General features: G+C 33.2%; 13 protein-coding genes. 3 read left to right on the top strand and 10 right to left on the bottom strand.

What is annotated here, in order from left to right; translation table 11 throughout:
- Positions 1–71: 71 nt before the first annotated feature.
- On the bottom strand, positions 72–836 hold the full coding sequence (locus B3792_RS01640; protein ID WP_291068681.1) for a hypothetical protein: 765 nt from the start codon (positions 834–836) through the stop codon (positions 72–74).
- Between the two features lie 100 nt (positions 837–936).
- Here B3792_RS01640 and B3792_RS01635 point away from each other — a divergent pair, with 100 nt between their 5' ends.
- A complete protein-coding gene (locus B3792_RS01635; RefSeq protein WP_291047723.1) occupies positions 937–1,296 on the top strand; it encodes a DUF2200 domain-containing protein in 360 nt (119 codons plus the stop codon).
- A 5-nt stretch (positions 1,297–1,301) separates the two neighbouring features.
- Here B3792_RS01635 and B3792_RS01630 read toward each other — a convergent pair whose 3' ends face one another.
- Both B3792_RS01630 and B3792_RS01625 read right to left on the bottom strand, forming a co-directional pair.
- Entirely contained in the window at positions 1,302–2,558 is a 1,257-nt protein-coding gene (locus tag B3792_RS01630; protein ID WP_286495085.1) for a type IX secretion system plug protein domain-containing protein, read from the bottom strand.
- Between the two features lie 84 nt (positions 2,559–2,642).
- Positions 2,643–5,057, bottom strand: coding sequence for an alpha-ketoacid dehydrogenase subunit alpha/beta (locus tag B3792_RS01625; protein ID WP_291047720.1), 2,415 nt, complete (start codon positions 5,055–5,057; stop codon positions 2,643–2,645).
- Between the two features lie 120 nt (positions 5,058–5,177).
- Here B3792_RS01625 and B3792_RS01620 point away from each other — a divergent pair, with 120 nt between their 5' ends.
- Positions 5,178–7,919, top strand: coding sequence for a M16 family metallopeptidase (locus B3792_RS01620; protein WP_291068679.1), 2,742 nt, complete (start codon positions 5,178–5,180; stop codon positions 7,917–7,919).
- 218 nt (positions 7,920–8,137) lie between these two features.
- Positions 8,138–9,154 (top strand): hypothetical protein, encoded by a 1,017-nt coding sequence (locus B3792_RS01615; RefSeq protein ID WP_114998837.1) that lies wholly within the window; start codon positions 8,138–8,140, stop codon positions 9,152–9,154.
- A 73-nt stretch (positions 9,155–9,227) separates the two neighbouring features.
- On the opposite strand, the gene B3792_RS01610 is transcribed toward B3792_RS01615, so the two are convergent.
- From B3792_RS01610 to B3792_RS01580, 7 genes are all read right to left on the bottom strand, one after another.
- The gene (locus B3792_RS01610) at positions 9,228–10,829 is read right to left on the bottom strand and encodes a class I SAM-dependent methyltransferase (RefSeq protein WP_221853989.1); all 1,602 of its coding nucleotides are present in this window, start codon (positions 10,827–10,829) and stop codon (positions 9,228–9,230) included.
- A gap of 129 nt (positions 10,830–10,958) precedes the next feature.
- Complete coding sequence (locus B3792_RS01605) at positions 10,959–11,570, bottom strand: PepSY-like domain-containing protein (RefSeq protein WP_286495093.1); 612 nt, start codon at positions 11,568–11,570, stop codon at positions 10,959–10,961.
- A 79-nt stretch (positions 11,571–11,649) separates the two neighbouring features.
- Complete coding sequence (locus tag B3792_RS01600; protein ID WP_291047717.1) at positions 11,650–13,038, bottom strand: alpha-amylase family glycosyl hydrolase; 1,389 nt, start codon at positions 13,036–13,038, stop codon at positions 11,650–11,652.
- Between the two features lie 25 nt (positions 13,039–13,063).
- A complete protein-coding gene (locus B3792_RS01595) occupies positions 13,064–14,719 on the bottom strand; it encodes an alpha-amylase family glycosyl hydrolase (protein ID WP_291047715.1) in 1,656 nt (551 codons plus the stop codon).
- Positions 14,720–14,788: 69 nt separating this feature from the next.
- Entirely contained in the window at positions 14,789–16,957 is a 2,169-nt protein-coding gene (locus B3792_RS01590; protein WP_221853992.1) for a glycoside hydrolase family 97 protein, read from the bottom strand.
- A gap of 315 nt (positions 16,958–17,272) precedes the next feature.
- Positions 17,273–19,378 carry a glycoside hydrolase family 97 protein gene (locus B3792_RS01585; protein WP_219033777.1) on the bottom strand — a complete coding sequence of 702 codons (2,106 nt, stop codon included), beginning with the start codon at positions 19,376–19,378 and terminating at the stop codon, positions 17,273–17,275.
- 107 nt (positions 19,379–19,485) lie between these two features.
- Positions 19,486–21,342, bottom strand: a complete 1,857-nt coding sequence (locus tag B3792_RS01580; protein ID WP_291047710.1) for a glycoside hydrolase family 13 protein — start codon at positions 21,340–21,342, stop codon at positions 19,486–19,488.
- Positions 21,343–21,587: the final 245 nt, after the last annotated feature.

The following is a 21,587-nucleotide window of genomic DNA, read 5'->3' as shown; positions in this document are numbered from 1 at the left end:
ACATAAAAATTTCGAACAAAAAAATCATCTTCCACTTCATAAAATCCATTTCTGATTTTCTTTACAGGTTTTCATATCAAATCTTGCTCCGAAAAGGAATTGATTAATTTTATTCTTCCTTGATGATTTGTCAAAATTGCCCACGAATAAATTGGCAAAGCAACATCTAATCTGATTGGATAATCGTTCAAGTTTTTTAAATAATCTTTTGCTATTTTCAAATCTAAAATCGAATTATTTTCAGATTGATCAGTTGGATTTTCGGTTGCATAACACATCAAAACCATTTTATCCAAAGGCGGAACTCCTTCTTTGTCTTTAAATTTGACTTGATGCAAACGCAAAGTTGCCGAAAGTTTTTTGCCCGAAATATGTTTCAATTCCGACAAAAACATAAAATAATTTTCGCGCGTAGATTTCGTCCAATCACAATCTATCTGAATTTCATTGAAACTTTTTAGATTTCCTCTTTCAGCCGTTTCACTCAAAAAATTATACACATCTTTTGCTAAAATTTTGATTTGATCTTTTGATGTATTCAGAAAAGTTTGATTGGTAATAAAAACCGTCGGAATATAATTGACATTGAGTTTCGTTGCATCAAAATTCTGAATAATTCCAACTGGAGAAATTTTATTCAACTTTTTATCCACATCAAAAAAACGAACATAAATATTTTCCACTTTTAGTGAATCAACCGCTTTTTTCTCTGTTTCATTCACCGAATAATTACTTCGCCAATAATAAAAATCAATTGGTGATTTTTTGGTTTCAGAAGTACATCCAACCAAACTAATTATCGTAAACAGTATTAAAAATCTAAATAAAAATTTCATACTCAAATTTAACTCAAAATCTATAAATCACAATCGATGAAAATAGTGAGATTTTATCAAATTAATTGTCGAAATTTATCCTCTATAATATTCTTAAAAAATGAATGATAAAAATTTTCAGCGTGTAATCGAAATGTCTTTTGCAAATGTTTATCCGCATTACATCACAAAAGCAGAAAAGAAAAACCGAACAAAAACGGAAGTTGATCAAATTATTTTTTGGTTAACAGGTTATACTGAAAAAGATTTGGAAGAAATTTTAACGAAGAAAACTAACTTTCATGATTTTTTTGAAAATGCACCAAAGTTTAATCCAAATGCAACTAAAATAAAAGGTGTGATTTGCGGTTATCGTGTGGAAGAAATTGAAAATCCATTGATGCAAAAAATTCGATATTTAGACAAATTAATCGATGAATTAGCCAAAGGAAAAATAATGGAAAAAATTTTGAGAAGTTAAGCTACTTATCTCCTCGAATTTCCAGTTCCATATCCCATCAACACATCGTATCGTTGTCCCCAAGGGCGATAGTAAAACAATGCTTGATATTGATTTTCGGTTTGCCAAAAACTTCCGCTCACATAACTTGGATCGATTTTGCCTGTTTTGGTATTTTTTACGACATATTGATAATTGTAATAACCTTGTTTCAAGAATAATTCGGTTACCCAAAATCCTGCATCGTCTTTTTCTAATTTCGAATTTTCATCAATTTCCCAATTATTAAAAGCACCTACAACATACGGAACGTATAATCCATTTTGATCTTCGAAAGCATCTAAGGCAAAATAAACCCATGAATAATCTGCTTCAGAATTTGCTGCATATTCGTTTCCATAACGGTTATTTCGGATATAAAAATTACCATTAATGTCTGGATAATCATCATAAGGTAAATTATATTTCGGAATATCTGCACGCAAAACAGTGTGATAAACACTATCTTTTCTGAATGTTTTTTCTGTTGTTAAACTCGGAACTTCTAAATTTTTGTTATCAAACCAATTGTATTCTGCACCACCGTCAAACAAAATATTAGTATCATTATATGTTAATTGATTTGGACGAGAAAAAGATGGTCGATTGACAAAATAACCTTCGTTCCAATTGTTATTTTTCATCAAAAATAATCTTGCACCATCAGGAACTTCAGTTAAATTTTGTGTTCCACTCGAAACTTGAACTTGCAAACGCTGATTCAATTCTTTTACGGTTGGATTATTGTAACGAGAAACCATCACTCCAACATCCGCAATTGGTTGATAAACGGCAAAACGTTTCGTGAAAATTGGGTTTGAATCATTTTCTAAATACACTTTTAACACATAATTTCCAGGTAATTTTACATTCATTTGATCATTCGGAAATTGAATTTGATAATTGGTATATTTTTGATACGTATTGAATGAATTCTTATATGTTCGCGCATAATCAGCATTAACACCATTTAAAAATTCGGTTTGAAAAATATTCGATTCTGACCAATCTGCATTTCTGTGTTCAATAGAATATTGATAACGCTTATAACCTGCACTGATATCATCAAAAAGAAAAATTAATCTTTCGCTAGAACCTAACTTGATAACGGGTGTATTATCGTTTGTTTGCGGATTAAAAACTTGAACCGTCTTGATATTCTTTGGAGGAATTACATCTTGAAATTGCCCAAAAAGAATTGAAGTCAATAGACAAAGTATAATCGAATAGAATTTCATTTTCATTATAATTTTGATTGTTAAAAATACAAAAAAAGCGCATGCCTTTTTGAAAAAGACATACGCTTATATAACTCTAAAATTTATTTTTTAGTACAAAGCAGGAAACTCGTTTGGTTTCGCTTCGCGCATTAGTTCATAGACTTGTTCTGTAATATCATCAACAGAAGGTTTTGAAAAATAATCTCCATCAGTCGCATACGCAGGACGGTGAGCTTTCGCTGTAATCGTCAATGGTGCGCTATCTAATGTAAAATATCCACCTTGTTTCTCGATAATTTCTTGTAACAAGAATGCACTTGCTCCACCTGGAACATCTTCGTCAACAATAACTAAACGATTCGTTTTGTTCAAACTTTTTGCAACATCTGCATTGATATCGAAAGGCAATAAAGATTGTGCATCAATTACTTCAACAGAAATACCTAGTTGCTCCAATTCTTTCGCAGCATCCATCACAATTCTCCAAGTAGAACCGTATGTTAATAACGTTACATCTTTTCCTTCTTTTGTAATTTCTACTTCACCTATTGGCGTTGTAAATTCTCCAATATTAGTTGGTGCAGGTTCTTTCAAACGATAACCATTCAAACTTTCTACAACAATTGCAGGCTCATCTGCTTGCATCAATGTATTGTAAAAACCTGCGGCTTTTGTTAAATCACGTGGAACTAAAACATTCACGCCACGAACCAAATTCAAAATTCCTCCCATTGGCGAACCTGAATGCCAAACACCTTCTAAACGGTGACCACGCGTTCTGATAATCACAGGCGCTTTTTGACCTCCATTCGAACGATAAAGCACAGTTGCCAAATCATCAGAAATTCCTTGTAAACAATAAAGGATATAATCTAAATATTGAATTTCTGCAATTGGACGTAAACCACGCATCGCTAATCCAATTCCTTGACCAAGAATTGTTGCTTCGCGAATACCTGTATCCGAAATACGATCGATACCATATTTTGCTTGAAGACCTTCTAAACCTTGGTTTACATCACCAATATTTCCAGCATCTTCACCAAAAACTAATGCCTTTGGATATTTTTCGAAGATTTTATCAAAGTTATCACGAACAATTACACGACCATCTTCTAACGCTGGATTTTCTCCAAACTCAGGTTTTACTTGTGGTACTTGAGTTGCCGTTCCTGAAACTAATTTAGTCGAATAGATTTCTTCTTCGCGCTTCATTTTGGCATCTAACCAAGAAATTAATTCAGCTTTTGTAACTAAATTTTCTGAACGTATTAAACGAATTACTTTACGAACAGCTCCATAAACATCACGTTTGAAAGGACTTTTCTTTGATTTTAGATTACTAATTTCAATGTTGATAAAAGCACCGTTTGCACTTTCTAAAGCAATTTTCGTTAATAATTCTAACGCTTCATTTTTCAAATCCAAAATTGGATTCAAATAATCGTCCCAACATTGTTTTTGAGAAGCTTTTACTTCAGCTTTTACTTCAGCTTCTAATTGATCCAACTCTTCCGCAGAAATAATTGCTTCTGAATGATCTGCAAATGCTAAAATATATTCACGGAATTTTGAGATTCCATCAAAATCTTTTTCCCATGTCAAACGCTCCTCTGATTTATAACGCTCGTGCGAACCAGAAGTCGAGTGACCTTGTGGTTGCGTACATTCTTGCACGTGTACAATACACGGAATGTGATGCTCACGCGCAAATCTTTCTGCACGTGTATACGCTTCAATCAAAGCAGGATAATCCCACGCTTTTACAGTAATAATTTCGTAACCTCTTTCCTCTTCCGTTCTTCCGAAACCTGATAATAATTCAGAAAGATTCGATTTTGTGCGTTGAAATTTAGCTGGTACAGAAATTCCGTAACCATCGTCCCAAATAGAAACAACCATTGGCACTTGCAAAACTCCACCTGCATTTATCGTTTCCCAAAAATGACCTTCAGAAGTACTTGCGTCACCAATTGTTCCGAAAGCAATTTCATTTCCGTTTACAGAAAATTGTTGATCTTCGTCTGATTGAGGAACATTTCTAAAATATTTTGAAGCTTGTGCTAAGCCTAACAAACGTGGCATTTGACCAGCTGTTGGCGAAATATCAGCACTCGAATTTTTTTGTTCTGTTAATTTTTTCCAAGAACCATCTTCATTTAAAGAACGTGTTCCGAAATGAGATGTCATTTGACGACCTCCTGATGAAGGTTCTTTCTCTAAATCTGTTAAAGCGTATAATTGTGCAAAAAATTGTTCAACAGTTAATTGACCAATTGCGAACATAAATGTTTGATCGCGATAGTATCCAGAACGGAAATCTCCATTTTTGAATACTTTTGCCATTGCAATTTGTGGTAATTCTTTTCCATCACCAAAAATCCCAAATTTTGCTTTCCCAGTAAGTACTTCTCTTCTTCCTAAAAGACTTGCTTCACGAGACATAAAAGCCGTCTTGTAATCATTAATGATTTGACTTTTAAACTCTTCGAAAGTAATTTTATTTACCTCTTTTGTTTCCATTTCTTTTGTTTGTTGCATCACAAATTTAACAAAAGATTTGTAACTTACACCATACAATTTGCGTCTAACGAATAGATTATAGAATTGTATCATCCAATTAATAACTATAAAAATAAATACATGAAAAAAACTTTACTGAGTATATGTCTGGTTTTTGCCTTTGCAAATTCACCATACTTAATGGCTCAAACGAAATCTGGAAACGCAACTTTTGTGACGCAAGTAGAAGGAATTAAGGAATACAAACTACCAAATGGATTACAAGTTTTATTAGTCTCTGATCAATCGCAAAGTAATGTTGTAGTAAATATTGTTTACAATGTTGGTTCTAAACACGAAGGTTACGGTGAAAAAGGAATGGCGCATTTGTTAGAACATATGTTGTTTAAATCAACAAAAAACTTAGGTGATATCAAGAAAATGTTATCTGACAAAGGTGGACGTGCAAATGGAACGACATATTATGATCGTACAAATTATTACGAAGTTTTCCCATCAAGCGACGAAAATTTACGTTGGAGTTTGGAAATGGAAGCTGATCGTATGATTAATGCAACCATTAAACAAGAAGATTTGGACAAAGAATTTTCGGTTGTACGTAATGAATTTGAAATTGGTGAAAATGATCCGTCAAGTGTTTTAATGGAACGCGTTATTTCTGCTGGCTATTTATGGCACAATTACGGAAAATCTACAATTGGATCTAAAGAAGATATTGAGCGTGTAAAAACACCACAGTTGCGCAAATTCTACGAAAAATATTATCAACCAGATAATGCAACCTTAATTATTGCTGGAAAATTTGACGAGAAAAAAACGATGGAATATGTGAATCAGTATTTTGCTTCGATTCCAAAACCAACTCGTGTTTTAGACGAAATTTTAACAGTTGAGCCAGCGCAAGATGGTGAAAAATTTGTTGAAGTAAAACGTGCAGGAGATTCCCAATCTGTTGGTGTAATGTATCACGTTGCAGCATATAGCGATAAAGATTATGCAGCAATTGATGTTTTAAATAATATTTTAACTTCAGATCCTTCGGGATATTTGTACAAATCTTTAGTTGACACACACAAAATTGCTTCAATTTGGGCGTATAGTCCAGAAGTTCGTGATGCAAGTTTCTTCTATATCGGAACTGAAATTCCAAAAGAGAAAAACATCGAACAAACGAAAAATGATATTCGTGCAGAATTAGACAAAGTTGCTACAATTAATTATACTGATCAAGATGTACAACGTGCGAAAGCAAGTATTGTGAAAAACATCGAAAATCAAAAAAATAATACGATTAATTATGCCATTGGTTTAACAGAAATTGTTGGTGCGGGTGATTATCGTTTAGGTTTCTTATACCGCGATAATATCGAAAAAGTAACCAAAGAAGATGTAAAACGTGTAGCTGAAAAATATTTTAAAGCGAATAATAGAACAGTTGGAACTTTTATTCCGACAAAAGATGAAATTCGTGTAAAACCAGCTGAATTAACGAATAAACAGATTACAGAATTAGTTTCGAATTACAAAGGTCGTGCAGTTGAGAAAGAAGCAAAACCATTTGAAGCTTCAATCAAAAACTTAAAAGCTCATTATGCAGAAGGAAAATTGAACAATGGTCTAAAATATGGAATCATCGACAAAGAAATTAAAGGTGAAAAAGTAATTCTTTCATTTAATTTACCTGTTTCGAATGAAAAAGATTTGGCAAACAAAGGAATGATCGGTCAATTAACGGCTGAATTGTTAATGTCTGGAACGAAGAATTTAACAAAAGAACAAATCAAAGATCAATTAGATGCTTTAAAATCTTCGGTTGGATTTAGATTTGGAGGACAAAATTTATCTGTAACAATTAATACGTACAAAAATTCATTAGACAAAACAATGGATATCGTGCGTCAAATCATTACAGAACCAACTTTTCCTGAAGCTGAATTAGCAAAATCTGTAAATGAATACACAACATATTTAGATGCAAATACAAACGATCCGCAAGCATTAGCCTTCAACGAAATTAGTCGTTTAACATCTAATTATCCTAAATCTTCTATTTTTTATACAGCTTCTTTTGCTGAAACAAAAGATGATTTAAAGAAAATCAAACAAGCTGATTTAGTTGATTTTTATAAAAATATTTTAGGTGCACAAAATGGTGTTGTTTCTATTATTGGAACAAATGACAAAGCGAAAGTTGAAAAATTATTAAACGATACTTTTGGTAAATGGAATAGCAAATCGAAGTACGAAAAAGCGTATCCAACTTTTACAGCAACGAAAAAAGAGGATAAACTTTATAACATTCCAGACAAAGAAAATGCTGCTGCAGTTGGATCAATTAACTTCAAAATGAATCGTGAGAGTGCTGATTACGCCGCAATGGTTATGGCAAATGAAATGATTGGAAGTGGAGGATTTTTATCTGCTCGTATTCCAATGCGATTAAGAGAAAAAGAAGGAATCAGCTACGGCGCAGGTTCTTATGTTTCGATTCCAAGCGATCCTAAAAACGACGTTTCTTCTTGGGGATATTATGCATTCTTGAATCCAACAAAACGTGAAGCGGTTGAAAAAGCATTGAAAGAAGAAGTTGCAAAAGCATTGAAAGATGGTTTCACAGCGGACGAATTGAAAACAAATATTGTAAGTTGGAAAAACGGACGTACGACTTCTTTGGGAACTGACGGAACTTTATTAGGTTTATCGAATGGTTATTTATTGAACGGAATTTCGTTTGATGAATTTGATAATTTAGAGAAAAAAGTAGATGCATTGAATGTAAACCAAGTAAACGAGGTTTTCAAAAAGTACATTTCTTTGGATAAATTGACTTCTGTTTACACAGGAACTTTTGATAAAAAGTAAATACAATTCATATTAATTAAAAGAAAGCTTCAGATTATTCTGGAGCTTTTTTTATGATTTATTTAGAATAAAATTCTATCTGATTATTCATTTTCGGTCTAAAATGTGAAAAAATTTGTTAAAAAACCCTCATTTTAACATCATCATAAGTTTTTGGCATCATAATTTCTTAACACTAGAAACAATAAAAAAACAATTAACCTTAAATAATAATTCATATGCAAGGATTAGAAGAAAACAATCAACCAACAAACAAAGGAAAAAACGGTTTAGTAGTTCCTTTGGCATTAGTCGGAATCTTATTAGCAGGAAGCGTAGGATATAATATTTATCAAGCAAACCAAATCGGGAATCTTGAAAAAAATGAATCTTTAAATTCTCAAATCCTTAAAAACGAAACGGGTCAAAAAGATCAAATTCGTAAACAATATGATTCTATTTTAAACGACTATACACAATATAAAGCTCGTATCGAAGATCGTAACAATTTATTGGGCGATAAAGAAAATATGATTCAGTTAAAGAATCAAGATATTCAAGAAATTCTAGATAAAGACAATCCTACTGCAGAAGAAATGAATCGTGCTCGTAAAATGATCAACGATTTAGAAGGAAGTGTAAAAAATTACAAATCTGAAGTTGCTCGTTTACAAAAAGAAAATGCAATTCTTGTACGTAGCGTTGACGAATTAAATAATAAAAATTCTGCTTTAACAACAGACAACAACAATTTAAGAGAAAACAATAAAGAGTTAACATATAACTACGAAACAGAAAAAAGTGTTCGTCAAAAAGACAATGCAATTTCGAAAGGAAAGATCAATGAATTAAGTTCAACTTTATCTGTTTCTAATCAACAAATCAAAGGAATTCGTGTAAGAAATAGCGGAAAAGAAGTTGAAAAAACACGTGCAAAACGTATTGATAAAATTCGTGTTTCTTTTGATGTAGATCGTAATTCGAGAACAGAATCTGGAGACAAAAAATTATATGTTGCTATCTATAATCCTGACGGAACATTAGGAAGATATGGAAATGCGCAAGGCGGACAAATTGAATTGAGATCTGGAGATACAGTTAATTTCTCTGATGCAATCAACTTTAATTACACAAACGGACAAACAAAAAATATTACGTTTGATTGGGAAAACGAGGAATTCCAAAAAGGAGTTTACACGTTCAATGTTTACGAAAATGGATTTAAGATTAGTCAAGCAAAAATAACCCTAAACTAATTATTGACACAAGACTAACCAAGAAAGCTCAGCAATTGCTGAGCTTTTTTTGATTTAATATATCTTTTAAATATTATCGTTTCAAAAGATTGATACTAACAGTTGCCAATTCACTGTTTGGATATTTTTTGAACAATGTTTTATCTGGAACTAAACCAGTTTCTTGACAAATTCGATGAAAAACATCGACTTCTACAATATATTGATCCGAAAATCCATGCGTTGCATCATACGCTGTTGCAGGTGTATTTCCTAAATTCTCCGCCGTTAAATCTGGAGCAATCGTATGTAATTCGATCAATAACAAACCAAATTTATCTACATAAGGCGCCCATTTTTTGAGATGATTCAATAAATTTTGTTCCACATCATTATTTGACAATCGTTTTCCTCTAAACGCAAAAGCTCCTGTAGAAGCACTAATTCGATTTGTTTTGATATCTTCTACATCTTCCCAAATTCGATTATGATCTAAAAATGTTCTAATGTTTAATAAATCACTCAACTCTATTGAATAATCATTTTTCAAATCTGTTGCCAAACGATCTGGATCACCAATATCACCCCAAATCACTTTTGCCCAAATATCATTTTTAATTAAATTGGCACGCGTTACTTTCAGCGCTGCTTGATTATAATCTGCACCAACCAAAAAAAGTGGATATTCGTCGAGATGTTTTCCCCGTAAGGTTTGACGTTCTATCACATCATACAAATGTTGTAAAAGCGCTCCATTCCCGCATCCCATATCCAAAATTCCTTTCGGTTGCTCTTCTATTGGACGATTAAAAATATCTACAATAAACTCATCAATCACTTTGAAATAAGTGGAATGCGCTCCTCCACTACCCCAAACATTCATTTCGCGATTCACGTGTTGTTCATCTTCGCCTTCGGTAATTTCACGCAATTTTGTTGGCGAACCAAAAAGCAAATCATTCAACTTCGCGAACATTGGTAAATAAGAAACTGTAACACCATAAGATGTTGCACGGCGCGCAAAAAATAATCCTATTTCTGTGAATTTATAGTTTTTTTCGTGTTTTGTAAACCAACCTAATTCGGTTAATCGTTCCAATATTTTCTCGAAAGTTTGTGGGTTTTTGTGAAATTCATCTGGATTGAAAGAAGCTTCCATAAAGTATTTATGAAACAAACCACTCATTCCCATTCGCACAATAATTGGTCCAACTAAAACGCCTTCGATATGTTTGGTAATTTGATAATGCAAAGGTTTTTCAAGAAACTCTTCGTCGTCAGCAGTCATCAAATAAGTTTTATATTTATCAAATAATTTAATCCATTTTTTACAAAATTCATCCGAAAAATCATGTTGATTAATTACTTCATTTTCTGCCAAAAAAACAGCTAAATCATGGTAAATATCAACATTAGTAAATGCGCGATCTGAATATTTATTGGTTTGAATCTCGACGCTATTTTCTGCATTATTCACTGAATATTCTAACATATTCTGCGAAGCCAACACACGCAAAGCAACATTTAGATAACCTTCGTTTGCCTGAAATTCGTTTGTCAATTCTTCTAACTGTATAGTTTTACGCTCGACGATATAATGCAAAGCTCCTTTTTTAGCCAAAGCACTTAATACCGGAGCCGTTACCAAACCATCGAGATGTCTAAAAATTAACGATCTCAAATATTTTTTATCCATTTTGGGCGATTTTTTCTACTATAAATATATTGAAAATTGCGAAAAGTTGATGTGAAGGTTATTGTAAAATTTTAAAAATTAGAAATTAAAAAAAACCTCATCTATTGACAAGGTTTTTGATGTATTTGATTAATCAATTTTGATAAAATTACCATTCAAATCAAATTTCAAATCGACATTATTTTGTAACAATTCTACTTTTATTTCTTTGTCTTTTGTATCCATTTCAATTGATTTCGCATCGATTTTAGGATATTTTGATTGAAGATATTTTTGAATATTATCTGGGAAAAATTTAATCGGAATCGCTTTTCCTAAACCATTTTTCACCTCCTTCCAATCACCATTATCTGTAAATTCTATTTTTGTTCCGTCTTTCAACTGAATATTATATGTTGTGATATTGCGTTCAACTTCTTTTATCGCATTCACAAACTCCATATTACCAAAGTTTTTCGAAACAAAATTTTGTGCATTAATAGGTAAACTATTTGCTGAAATCACCGTTTCATTTGGATCAATATTTACCGTTTTTTGTTGACCATTATCTTGTAAAACCTCATAAGTATTTTGTGAAGTCGATGACTCTGGATGATTCGCAATATCACTTTCCGAAACAATTGGCTGTTCTGCAACTTCAGATTTACTTGTGATAACTTCTGAGTTTTCTGTTTTCTTCGATTCACACGAAGAGAAAACTAAGCTTAAAATGGCGGCTGTTGATAAAATTATTTTTCTCATGATTTGGATTTTAAACGTTTATCAACAAGCATTATACCATAAAAAAAGCTGATTAAAAATTTAACCAGCTTTTAAGAATTTATTTTTTCTTCTGAACTAAAATCAGGTATTCCCAAGGTTTTAATTTCAGTTTTGTTGTTGCATCAAATGTAACATCTTCGTTGTTCATAAAGTTTTTGTACACACCATTAATTGGAACTATAATTTCTTTATTTGCTTTCGTAAAATTCGCAATAAAATAAGCTTCTGTCGTATTTTTATGACGTTTGAACGCTAAGATAGATTTATCATCAGATGTTTTCAAACGTTCGTAAGAAGCCGCTTTTTTCGCTCCATTAAATGCTTCATTTGTGATTTTAAGTTCTCCTAACTTTTCATAAACGCCACGCATTTTTGCTGTTGGATTACGATCAATAGAATCTTTGACAAAGAATTTTAAACGACGATTAAAATCTTCTTCTTGTCCATTATAAATCAATGGAATTCCAGGTAAAGTATACGTTAATGCAGCAAATGTTTCTACCGCATCACCCATTCTTTCGTATTCAGTTCCAGCCCAAGAATTTTCGTCATGATTTGATGTGAATAATAATTTGTAATCATCTGCTTGCCATTTTTTCGGAATCGAATCCATGTACGCATCAATCGCAGAAACATTCTTTTTACCTTTTGCAATATCATTCATGATATGATGAATTTCCCATCCGTAAGCGGCGTCAAATGCATCATTTGCTAATAATTCTGGTTTCTCCGTTTCAGCTAACATAAAAATTTCGCGACCATTTGCCAATTGCGGTTTTGCTTCATTCCAAAAATCTGTCGGAACTTCGTGCGCCATATCACAACGGAAACCATCAATTTTGAAATCATCTAACCAATATTTCATATCGGCAATCATCTGTTTGCGCATTTCTTTGTTATCGAAATTTAATGCCACAACATCCGACCAATCGTAAGGAGAATGCATTTTTCCGTTCTTATCTTGTTCGTACCAATCGGGATGTTGTTTTACCCAAGGATGATCCCAAGCCGTGTGATTCGCAACCCAATCCAAAATCACATAGATTCCGTTTTTGTGCGCTTCATCAACTAATTTCTTAAAATCTTCGGCATTTCCAAATTCTGGATTGATTCCTCTATAATCTTTGATCGAATAATACGAACCTAAACCTTCTTTTCGATTTTCTTCTCCAATTGGATAAATAGGCATAATCCAAAGGATTTTAACACCTAATTTTTTGATATTCGAAATCTCATTTGTTACCGCAGCAAAAGTTCCTTCTGGCGAAAATTGACGAACATTCACTTCATAAATCACAGAAGTTTCCGCCATATCAGCCGTAAAAGGCAAAATACTTTGTTCTTTCCTTTCTTTTTTAACGTCTTCTGACTTTGTTTCCTTTTTGCTTTCACAACTTGTCAAAAACAAAGTTGTTATCAAGGTTAAACCAACTATTTTTTTTATCATTTTTCTTCTATTACTTCTCAAAAAATTAATTCACTTTTTCCAATAATACAATATCAGAAGTCGTATTCAATTCTAAATTTCCGTTCACAACTTTTCCTGAAAAACCTGAATAAGCATCGCGAATTTTAGTACCATCTTTCCAGATAGAACTTACATTAATTGTTTTTTTACCAATTGGCATTTCCAATCCAATCACCACTTCGTCTGTTTTATATTTTCTTGTAAAAATATACGGAGAATTTTGCAAATCTGTTTGATTTCCTGCTCCAACCGCTGGATGATCTCGTCTAAATTGTCCTAATTTTTGGTAATGATTCAATAATGATTCCGTTTCTGAATTTGGTTTAATAACTTCCCAGTTCATATTCGAACGAAGATTTGCATCTCCATCAACACCTTCAATCTCTAACGGACGAGCCGTTTCGTCTCCATAATAAATTTGCGAAATCCCTGGCGCCAATAACAATCGAGTTCCTGCATCCCAAGGATTTTGACGATTTTTATCAAAAGGCGAACCGTCATCGTGCGAGGTAATGTAGCTCATCACAGACTTTCCTTTCATCTTATTTTGAAGAATATCATTGTATCGATCAAAAACAGTTTGATTAGATTCTTTTTGAGTTGAACGCAAATCGAAATTGATTAATGCATCAAATCCATTCTCGAAATAATTAACTGTTTTATCAGGAAAATTATATTGCTGACCATCATTAATCGAATATCCATAAACTTCTCCTAACAAGAAAAACTTATTTTGATCCAATACTTTTGTAGGATTATTCGTTTTATATTCTGCGAAAGCATCTTGACAAATTTCTTCGAATTTCTTCCAAACATTTTCTTCCGTATGTTTCACCGTATCGACACGATAACCATCAATTCCATACTTTCTAATATAATCTGAAAGCCATTTCATAATATAATATTTCGGTGCTTTTGGAAGATTATATTTCGCGAAAAAAGCATTCAATTCAGCAACTTCTTTGTCTAAACGACCTTCTTGCGACCATTTTGCTAACAATTGCGGGGGCAACATCACATCATTTTCTGATTCCGTTAAAATGTCTGGAAGATTTTTTACCAACGTACATTCAATCGTCGTTTTGTAAGACTCATAAGTACATTGTGGCGAAACACGAACCCAATCAGCAGGAAACACACCATCCGAATTTGTAACTGGACCTGTGTGATTAATCACCGCGTCCAACATAATACGAATGCCTTTCGCATGTGCTTTGTCTACTAATTCCTGTAACTCTTTTTCAGTTCCCCAGTTTTTATCAATCGACGTCCAATCTTTTGTCCAATAACCGTGAAATCCATATGTTTTTCCTTGTCCTTCATCAACATATCCATGAATTTGCTCCACAATCGGTGTCATCCAAATCGCATTAACTCCTAAATCTGAAAAATAATTATCTTCGATTTTATTGATTACCCCACGAAAATCTCCTCCTTCAAAACCTCTTAATTTAGATGTTTTAGCAGTTCTCCCGTAATTAACATCATTCTTTTTATCTCCATTCTCGAAACGATCGGTCAATAAAAAATAAATATTTGCACCATTCCAAACAAATAGTTGTTTTTCTGAATGATTTGTCTGCGTAGCTTGTGTTGTTGTTTTTGAACAAGAGCTTAAAAACAATGAAGCTATTCCTAACGTGAAAAGTATTTTTTTCATACTAAAAAGTTTTGAGTAGTAAGTTTTGAGTATTGAGTAACAAGTTTCTCAATACTCATCACTCATTACTTATTTAATTTCTTTGATACTAATTGCAAAACCTCCACCAGCTTGAGATGTTAAATCTAAAACAGATTTTGAATCAACCTTTTTTGTTTCAATTTTATAGGCTTGTGGATTTGTTTTGTAATGCGCATCTTTTGCATCTGCATAAATTTTCGCTTCGTATTTTTTTCCTTTATCTAAGAAATCTAATTTAATTTTTGTTGAACGAGGCGTTTCACCATTTACATTTCCAACAAACCAATTGTTCGAATTTTTATCTTTACGCGCAATTGTTAAATATCTTCCTGGTTCAGCTTCCAAATAATTAGAATCTTGCCAATCTACAGGCACATCTTTGATGAATTGAAATGCATCAGAAAATTGTTTGTAATGCTCGATAATATCAGCAGCCATTTGTAAAGGAGAATACATTGTCACGTATAAAGCCAACTGATTTGCAATCGTAGAATTAACGTGAGAATGATTGTTTGGATTTAATTTTTTCACATCCATTTCGAAAATACCAGGCGTGTAATCCATTGGTCCACCTAATAGACGTGTGAAAGGTAAAACCGTTACGTGATTTGGTTTAGAACCACCGAAAGCTTGGTATTCTGTTCCACGTGCAGATTCGTTTCCGATTAAATTTGGCCATGTACGCGCAACTCCTGTAGGACGAACCGCTTCGTGTGCGTTGACCATTATTTTATAATCAGCCGCTTTTTCGATTGCATATTGATAATGATTAATTGTATTTTGGCTGTAATGATAATCTCCACGAGGAACGATATCACCAACATATCCACTTTTTACAGATGTATAACCATTATCGTTCATGAATTTATATGCTTTATCCAAATGTCTTTCGTAATTACGAATTGATCCCGAAGTTTCGTGATGCATCATAATTTTTACACCTTTTGATTTTGCATATTCATTTAATGCTTTTACATCAAAATCTGGATAAGGCGTTACAAAATCGAACACATAATCTTTGTGATTTCCGAACCAATCTTCCCAACCTTCGTTCCAACCTTCTACCAATACCGCATCGAAACCATGTTTTGCAGCAAAGTCAATGTAATTTTTTACATTTTCGTTATTAGCCGCATGTTTTCCATTTGGTTTTGCGTTTTTATAATCCGTTATTCCTAATTGCACTGTAGAAAAATCGTCTGTATAAGCCCAAGAACCACGACCTGTAATCATTTCCCACCAAATACCTACATACTTCACTGGTTTGATCCATGAAGTATCTTCAATCTTTGATGGTTCATTTAAATTATATACTAATTGTGGCCCTTTAAACGCAATATCTGCCGCATTATCACTTGCAATAACTGTTCTCCAAGGTGTATTAAAAGGCGCTTGTAAATATCCTTTATCACCTAATGCATCAGGCGTTAACCACGATTCAAATACTAAATTTTTATCGTTTAAATTTAGATTCATTGCTGGATAATTGATTAAAGCTGCTTCATGAATGTTGATGTATAATCCATTCTCAGCTTTCATCATTAATGAAGTCTGAACTCCTGTTTTAGAAAATGATTTTTGTGATGCATTTCCAGTATAGGCTTGATCAAATAATCCTCTAATTTCTGATAACTTTGATTCTGTGTAATCATATTCTTGCGTATCATAGTCACCCGGAATCCACCATGTTTTGTGATCTCCTGCCATAGCAAATTGAGAATGCTCTTCTTTTATCACAAAATATTTTAAATTCTTTTGCTCAGGAAATTCGTAACGGAATCCTAAACCATCATCAAATAATCGGAATCTAATCACCATTTGACGATCTGTTTTCGGTTGAGAAACTGTAACTGCTAATTCGTTAAAATTATTTCTGATTTTAGCTACTTCTCCCCAAACTGGTGTCCACGTTTCATCAAAAGTTGAAGTCTTTGTATCTACGATTTGAAAACCAGATACAAAATTTGTAAATGCATTTTTATCTCCGACTTGATTTTCCCATTCAAAACTCATTTGATTGTTCGCTTTAAATTCGAATCCTAAAGTTGAAGGTTTGATGACATCTTTCCCTTTGTATTTTAATTGATACGTTGGTTTTCCATCTTTCGATAAAGAAAAATCTAATTTGAAATTTCCATTTGGTGATTTCAATTCTTGACCGTAAACGACGCTCATCATTGAAATTCCTAACGCTATAATTGATTTTAAGTGTTTCATTATAATTTGTTTATTTTTTATATCTATATTTTTTTGTCTTTTTGAGATTGCCGAAGAATTAATTCTCCAATATTCTTTTCTTGATAAAAAAGTATTCAAATTGTCAAGCTAAATTTATTTCAGCTTCTCATCATCTTTAATTTGATCCTGCACTTCGACTTCGCTCAGTGACCTATTCAAGATTACTTTAAATAACATTCTAAGCTTATCAAAGAAGCTTAAAAATACACTTCGACAAGCTCAGTGTGACAATTTATTAATGAGAATTGAAAGAAGTTCTACGTAAAACGTATCACGTAGAACTTAAAACATTTTCTACTTTATTGGAAAAATCGAAATTGCTGTTCCTCCACTCGCCGCTAAATTCAATTTCAGTTTTGATTTTGAATTTACTTTTACTTTTTTGATGTCGTATGCTTTTGGATTTTTATCCCAATGTGCATTTTTCGCATCTTGGTAAATTGTTGCTTCGTAAGTTACTCCAGGCGTTAAGAAATCTAATTTAATTTCAGTTTTTCGAGGATTTTCATCTGTAATCGCACCTACAAACCAATTCTCCCTTCCTTTTGCTTTACGCGCTACTGTTAAATAATCACCAGGCTCAGCTTCTAAGTATTTTGTATCGTCCCAATCCACTGCCACATCTTTGATGAATTGGAAAGCATCGGCATACTTCTCGTAGTTTTCTGGTAAATCGGCAGCCATTTGTAACGGAGAATATAACGTCACATATAAAGCCAATTGTTTCGCTAAAGTGGTATGCACTTTTGTATCACGACCAACATTATACACTTTCATTTCTGTTTCAAAAATACCAGGCGTATAATCCATAGGACCACCTAACTGACGTGTGAAGGGTAGAATGGTTTCGTGCGCTGGAGGATTTCCATAACTCCATGCATTAAACTCGTTTCCTCTCCCTGCCTCAGCAGCAATATAATTTGGATACGTACGGTGATAACCCGAAGGACGAGAACTCTCGTGTGTATTGACTAAAATTTTATTTTCAGCGAAACGCTCTACCGTCCAATTGAAATGATTGACCATTGTTTGTCCATCGTGATATTCTCCTCTTGGAATGATGCGACCAACATAACCTGTTTTTACTGCAGGATATTCGTAATGTTTCATTACCTCCATTGCACGGTCAAAACGACGTTCGTAGTTGGCTACTGAACCAGAAGTTTCGTGGTGCATAATCATTTTTACACCTTTTGATTTTGCATAAGCAGAAATTTCTTTGATATCGAAATCAGCATAAGGTGTTGTGAAATCGAAAACATCTTCTTTCCAGTTCCCATACCAATCTTCCCATCCTTCATTCCAACCTTCCACTAAAACTCCGTCGAATCCGTGTTTCGCTGCAAAGTCGATGTAACGTTTTGTATTTTCTGTAGTCGCTCCGTGAGGAAATTTAATTGCCTCCTGTCCGACTTGGTTTTGTGCGTTTTGAGTTCCTTGACGATCCCACGTTGATTTCCCAACGTGCATTTCCCACCAAATTCCGACATATTTCATTGGTTTAATCCAAGATGTATCTTCAATTTTTGATGGTTCATTTAAATTTAAAATCATTTGAGGACCTTTCCCTACGATATCTCGGGCATCATCTGATACCATTATTGTACGCCAAGGTGTGTTGAAAGGCGCTTGTAAATAAGCTAAATCTCCAATTGCGTTTGGTGCTAAATGCGATTTGAATTGATAGGAGTTTTTATCAAATTCTAAATGCATTACTGGATAATTAACCACTGCAGCTTCGAAAATATTTAAGTAAATATTATCCGAAGTTTTCATTTGTAATGGCGTTTGAACTGAATTTGGTTTCCCAATTGATTTCACTCCAATCCCATTATTCATATCAATTTTACTGTGATCGATTCCTGAAATCTTCGATTCGATGTATGTATATTCTTGTGTATCGAAATCACCAGGTAACCAAAATGTTTGATGATCTCCTGTTAAATTAAATTGTGTTTTTTCTTCTTTTACGACAAAGTAATTTAAGTTTTGTTGCTTCGGAAATTCATAGCGAAAAGCTACACCTTCATCAAAAACTCGAAACGTAACATTTACATTTCGGTTAGTAGAAGTTTGCGTTAATTGAAACGTACCTTCGTTATGAATATCTTTAATTTCTTTGTATTCTCCTAAAACAGGTTGCCAAGCATCATTTACTGATTTAGTCGTATAATTTGTAACTGTAAATCCGTTTTCTAAAGCTTCTGCATCTTTTAAAATGAAACCTAATGTTGAAGGTTTTACAATTTCTTTTCCTTTATAAGTTACCGAATACGATGGTTGACCATTAGCTGTTAATTCGAAGTTAACTTTTACTTCCTTTGATGGCGATTCAATGATTTGGGCATTTAATGCGCCTATGGCAAGTAAAGTAAATATAGTTGTTGTTAATTTTTTCATTTGCTTTTTACGTTGTACGTGATATGTTTTACGTTATACGATTTTGTTATTCTGAGCTTTTTAAGAATTATAAAAAACATTTCGACAAGCTCAGTGTGACAGTAATTCTATTTCATCAATTCAATAATCATCGAAGATTTTCCATCAATTGTGATTTCACCGTTTGGATGAATTGTGAAATCTTGATTCGATAAAATATCTTTTCCAGTATGATATCCTTTGATCGATTCTTCAAAACGATCCAATTGGAGGGTTTGCTTATCTAATTTATTATTTAAAATCACCATTACCGATTCGTTGTCATTGTATCGGAAATACACATAGACATCATTGATTGGTGCATAATGTTTGGTTTTACCGGAATGAATCACCTCTTTATTTTTACGCCAATTGAATACTTTCGCTGTAAAATCATAGAACGCTTTTTGCGTTGCTGTTCGTGAATTTGGATTAAATGCATTTTGTGTATCAGACTTCCAACCACCAAGAAAATCTTGACGAATTGCTGCATCTCCACCAGTATTTTTATCTCCAGCCATACCGATTTCAGTGCCGTAATAAATTTGTGGAATTCCACGAACCGTTCCGATTAAAGTCGTTGCTAGTTGATACGGCTTAATATCTCCTTTGTAGATTTCGTTCCAACGTTCGGTATCGTGATTTTCAAAAAAGACCAATAAATTATTGATGTCTGGATATAAGAAATCATTCGTGAATGATTCGTAGATTTTCACCAAACCTTTATCCCACGATTCTTCTTCCTGAAAAGCTTTCGTCATATTTGCATACAACGAAAAATCCATCACCGCTGGTAAATTCGAATTGTACCCCGCCATTTCACCGATTTTCGAATCTTTTTGCCAATACGATACATGAGCTGGCGAATGCATCCACGCCTCTCCTACTACATTTAGATTGGGATATTCATCTGTAATTGCTTTTACCCAAGTTGCCATTCCTTCTTTGTTATTGTAAGGATATGTATCTACACGTAAACCTCCTAATTCGGCATATTCTATCCACCAAATGGCATTTTGAGTGATGTACTTTAATACTAATGGATTTGCTTGATTGATGTCTGGCATCGTCGTATCGAACCAACCATTTAATGCGCCTATTTTATCAATCTCTGAAGCATTAGGATCAAATTGGGTTGTTGTTCTATAATTCGAACGACGGAATCCATTTTCTCCTTCTGGAAATGTATGGATCCAATCTTTTGAAGGTAAATCCTGAATCATCCAATGTGAGATTCCCCAGTGATTCGTGACATAATCTTGAATCAAATACATTCCACGTTGATTCAATTTCTGAGACAATTCACGGTATTCTTCGTTTGTCCCGTAACGACCATCAATTTTATATAAATCGGTTTGAGCATACCCGTGATACGAATATTCTTTTTCATTGTCTTCGTTTACTGGAGTTAACCAAACTGCAGTGGCTCCTAAATTTTGGATATAATCTAAGTTGTTGATAATTCCTCGTAAATCTCCTCCGTGACGACCACCTGGCAATTGACGATTAACTTTCTCACGCAATTCTTTTTTCGAATCATTGCTTTCATCTCCATTGGCGAAACGATCCGGCATAATTAAATACACCACATCTTTTGATGAAAACGATGAACGATTCGCTGAATTTGGTTGACGATCTTTTAACTCGTATGTATACGAATCAACGATTTTATTTTTGTTTTTGATGTTAATTTTGAATGATGATTTGTTTACTTCATTCGTATTAATCGTTACAAAAACATAATTTGGATTTTCAGTTTTCTGTAAATTTTGAATTTTTACATTATCCGATAATTCAATATTGTATTTACTAATATCTTTTCCATAAACCAGAATTTGAACTTCTGGATTTTTCATTCCTTTCCACCAAAACATTGGCTCTACTTTTTGAATCTGTGCAAAAGCAAATGTTGATAGGAAAGATGATAATAATAGTATTTTTTTCATGTGTTTTGTTTTTTAGATTCCTCCATTCTGCGGAATGACATTTACTTTATTGTCGTTAATGAACTTGTCATTCTGAGTTTATCAAAGAATCTTTTTAAATTCTCTGTCCAGCTGAACTTGTTTCAGCTTCTCATTCTCTGCTTCATGCGATCCTGAAATGAATTCAGGATGACTTTTTTAAAATACGTTTTCAGAATAAACTTAGAACTTAAAACATCTATTCTAAATAAAAATACCCTGAAAAC

Source organism: Empedobacter sp. UBA5924 (assembly GCF_002431085.1).
Classification (GTDB): Bacteria; Bacteroidota; Bacteroidia; order Flavobacteriales; family Weeksellaceae; genus Empedobacter; species Empedobacter falsenii_B.
This window is presented reverse-complemented; position numbering and strand designations above follow the sequence as displayed.